General features: G+C 65.9%; 4 protein-coding genes and 1 tRNA gene. 4 read left to right on the top strand and 1 reads right to left on the bottom strand.

The features are described from left to right. Positions 1-598, top strand: a 598-nt coding sequence (locus AC1VTH_RS07320) for an ABC transporter ATP-binding protein (RefSeq protein WP_481335487.1), incomplete at its 5' end; no start/stop codon positions are given. Between the two features lie 108 nt (positions 599-706). On the opposite strand, the gene AC1VTH_RS07315 is transcribed toward AC1VTH_RS07320, so the two are convergent. Beyond that, entirely contained in the window at positions 707-1,828 is a 1,122-nt protein-coding gene (locus tag AC1VTH_RS07315; RefSeq protein ID WP_481335486.1) for a Gfo/Idh/MocA family protein, read from the bottom strand. Positions 1,829-2,012: 184 nt separating this feature from the next. Between AC1VTH_RS07315 and AC1VTH_RS07310 the strand changes: the two genes are divergently transcribed. From AC1VTH_RS07310 to AC1VTH_RS07300, 3 genes are all read left to right on the top strand, one after another. After that, positions 2,013-2,088 (top strand) — tRNA-Thr (locus AC1VTH_RS07310). Positions 2,089-2,492: 404 nt separating this feature from the next. Continuing rightward, a complete protein-coding gene (locus AC1VTH_RS07305; RefSeq protein WP_481335485.1) occupies positions 2,493-3,161 on the top strand; it encodes an HAD family hydrolase in 669 nt (222 codons plus the stop codon). Positions 3,162-3,164: 3 nt separating this feature from the next. Next, positions 3,165-3,770 (top strand): DMT family transporter (locus AC1VTH_RS07300; RefSeq protein WP_481335484.1); only part of this gene is annotated, 606 nt, incomplete at its 3' end.

The following is a 3,770-nucleotide window of genomic DNA, read 5'->3' as shown; positions in this document are numbered from 1 at the left end:
CACCGAGCCCGTCTCGGGCAGCGTGCTGCTGCATGGCGAGGACGTCACGGGCAAGCCGGGGCGCATCTCGTACATGCTGCAGAAAGACCTGCTGCTGCCCCAGCGCACGATCGTCGACAACGTGTGCCTGCCTCTTTTGGTTGCGGGCACGCCCAGGCGCGAGGCGCGCGCCAAGGCCGAGCCGCTCTTTGGGCGCTTTGGCCTCGAGGGTACGCAGGATAGCTACCCGGCCGAGCTCTCGGGCGGCATGCGCCAGCGTGCGGCGCTCCTGCGCACCTACCTCATGGACAACGACGTGGTGCTCATGGACGAGCCGTTCAGCGCGCTCGACGCGCTCACGCGCCGCGACATGCGCGCGTGGTTCCTCTCGATGGTGAGCGACCTGGGCATCTCGTGCATGCTCGTGACCCACGACGTCGACGAGGCCGTGGAGATGGCCGACCGCATCCTGGTGATGAGCGGCGCCCCCAAGGAGGGGCGCCCGAGCAAGATCGTGGGCGAGGTCGACGTCGCCTGCGAGCGCGAGGGACGTGGCGAGTGGATGCTCACGCCCGAGTCGCTCGCGACGAAGCGCCGGGTGCTGGAGCTTCTGGGATAGCGCGCGGGGCGTGCTTCTCGGCAACGCGTACGTAAATGGCGAGAGGGGCCTGCCTGGTCTGGCGGGTCCCTCTCGCTTTGTCTGTTGTGACCTTATCGGCCTTTTGCCCTACTCGATGTGGAAGTCTGCGGGGAAGTGGATGAGCCCCTGGTGGCGAATCTCGTCGCAGATGGCCAGGGCGTCGAGCGTGACGTCGGTGAAGCTCGAGGCGGCGCCGGTGGGGGCCATGCTCGCGCCCCACAGGGTGTCGATGCACTCGCCGTTTACGAGGCTCACGAAGTCGCGCACCTCGTGGACCATGTTGTTGGCGCATGGCTCGATGTTGAGCCTCTCGGTGACGTTGCCGACGCTGTTGGTCGTGGTGGTCGCGGCACCGCGGATGGCCTGGCCGCGCACCATGACCTCGGCGGACTGGGGCACGCTCATCGCGTCGAGCGTGAGGGTGCCGAGGTCGCCCTCGATCTGGCAGGGGAGCAGGTCGGTCGAGATCTTTGAGTAGGCGATCTCGACGACGAGGCCGGGCGTGCCGGAGTGCCTGCCGTAGCTGCACAGGACCGAGCCCGCGCCGTCGATGACGCCACCTGTCGACTCGGTGCGGGCGTCCGAGATGAGCGTGGGGGCGGCGACGATGCGGTCGGGCGCGCCAAAGAGGGCCACCATGGGCTCGATGCAGTAGACGCCGAGGTCCATGAGGGCGCCCGAAGCCATCTTGGCGTCGAAGATGTTGGTGTGGCGGCCGGCCTTGACGTCGTCGTAGCGGCTCGAGTACTTGCCAAAGCGGAAGGTGGCGCGGCGCAGCTGGCCCAGCTTGGGCAGGGCCGCCCAGATCGTGGCCCAGGCCGGGTCGTGGACGGGGCGCATGGCCTCGAGCGCCAGGACGTGGTGGAGCTCGGCCGCGGCGTAGAGCGACTGGGCCTCGTAGCGGTTTGAGCAGAAGGGCTTCTCGACCAGGACGTGCTTGTCTCCGCGCACGCAGGCGAGGGCCTGCTTGTAGTGCAGGGCGTTGGGCGTGGCGATGTAGACGGCGTCGACGTCCTTGCAGTTGGCGAGCTGCTCGAGCGAGGTGAAGGGGCGCGAGCCGCCGTGCCTCTCGGTGAACTCGCGCGCGCTCACGGCGTTGCGCGAGAGCGTGCCCACGTACTCGATTCCCTCGACCTGGCCTGCGGCGTTGATGAGGTCGTCGCTGATCATCGACGTGCCGATGGTCGCAAGTTTGATTGTGTCGCTCATGATGGCTCCCCTGGTCGTTATCCTTCCGAGTGCGATTCTATGGCCTGGGGGAGCCGTGGGCGTCGGCGTATTTGCGAGTGGTGGCTGCTAAATTATTTCTCGCAAATGGCTTGCGCGAGTGCGGGTGTATACGGTATAGTCTGTCTTCGCTGCAGCACACCACGTGTGCGGCGGTCATGGAGTTGCCAGCTTAGCTCAGTTGGTAGAGCACCGCTCTCGTAAAGCGGGGGTCACCAGTTCAAGTCTGGTAGCTGGCTCCATCGAAACTCACAGGTCAGGGGACATATCCTCTGGCCTGTTTTTTTGTGTCGCGATCGTCTGTTTTTGCCCAGAGGGGTGAAATTGGGGTGAAATTTCACCCCGCGTCCACGTCCTCGTCTGTCGTTTCTTCTCGTCCTAAGCATTCTCTTGCGTGCCTATTGCGCCTTGTTTGTCCGCTCGCGTGCCCAACGCGACTAGATGACGGCTCTGGAGGGCCGGTTTAGTCGCGTTGGGCACGCAATCCTGCTCGATTGTCGCGTTGGGCACGCAATGCCGCTTGGTTGTTGCGTTGGACGCACGGAGCACCCCCGTGCTCATGGCGCAGTCCCCTCATGCCCAGCAGTCCCCACTAAACATCCTGCTAGAATGGGTCATCGTTGACCATGCGACCACGGGAGTGACTATGCCTCGTCCTGAGAGAATCGACTGCGTCCTGTTCGACTGCGATGGCGTGCTCATCGACTCCGAGCCCATCGCCGCCCGCCGCAACGTGGTGATCTTTGGCGAGCTGGGCATCCCCGCCACCTTCGAGGACTGCCTCACGATGTGCGGCCAGGACGGCAAGACCACGATCCCGGCCATCGGCGCCAAGTACGGCGTCCACGTCACGGCCGACGAGTTCGCCGACAAGAAGGCCGAGTGCATCGAGCGCGGCCTCATCGACAGGGCGAGCTACAACAACCCCGAGGCGGCCGCCCTTCCCGGCATCCACGACGTGCTCGCGCGCCTGCGTGCCGCCGGCGTGCGCTGCGGCCTCGTCTCCACCACGGTCTCGAGCCACATCCTCGTGGGCCTCGACCGCTTTGGCCTGGCCTCGTGCTTCGACTGCATCATCACCGGCGACATGGTCGAGCGCCACAAGCCCGACCCCATGCCTTATGCCACGGCCATGGAGTACCTGCACGCGGACCCAGCCCACACCGTGGTGGTCGAGGACTCGCCAGCGGGCATTCGCTCGGGCCTCGCCGCGGGCTGCTACGTGCTGGGCTTCACCGGCTCGGCCTACGTCAAGCAGGACGTAAGCGCCGCTAACGAGGTGCTGCCCAGCTACGCCGACTTTGACCTGGTGTAGCCCGTGAGCCCAAACGATTCCTTCCACAACTTCATGTCCGAGAAGGGCGTGGCCGAGAAGGGCGCGCCGGGTGCTGCCACCGCTCACGTGGCCGAGAAGGGCGTGGCCGAGAAGGGCACCCACGCGGGCCGCCTCGTCGACGCCCCCTGGTTCAACAAGCTCCTCATTGTTGCCTGCGCCCTTGCCTGGGGCTTCTCGTTCTTCGTGATGAAGGACGTCACGGCGCAGTTCCCGGTGTTCTGGCTTCTGCTCGTGCGCTTTGGCCTGTCGGCCCTGCTCATGCTCGCCTGTTTCTGGCGGCGCATCTGCGGCAACCTCTGCGCGCCGGTCGTGCGCACGGGCGTGCTCCTTGGCGTGTTCTACGGGCTTGCCTACGTGTTCCAGACGTACGGCATCGTCTACACCACGCCAGGCAAGAACGCGTTTCTCACTGGCGTGTACTGCGCGCTCGTGCCGCTGTGCGCGTGGGCCCTGGGGCAGGGCAGGCCGCGCCGCATGAGCGTGATCGCCGCGGTCGTAACGCTTGTGGGCGCGGGGTTCGTGGTGCTCGACCAGGGCCTGCCGCTGAACGTTGGCGACGGCCTCACGCTCGTGGGCTCGGTCTTCTAT

This window comes from Parolsenella sp., from assembly GCF_982402205.1.
Note: the sequence above shows the minus strand (reverse complement) of the source record. Positions and strands in the feature narration are given on the sequence as shown.

Coding starts and splice junctions, on each gene's coding strand:
- AC1VTH_RS07305 (WP_481335485.1), top strand. CDS start 2,493: ATGCCTCGTCCTGAGAGAATCGACTGCGTCCTGTTCGACTGCGATGGC.
- AC1VTH_RS07315 (WP_481335486.1), bottom strand. CDS start 1,828: ATGAGCGACACAATCAAACTTGCGACCATCGGCACGTCGATGATCAGC.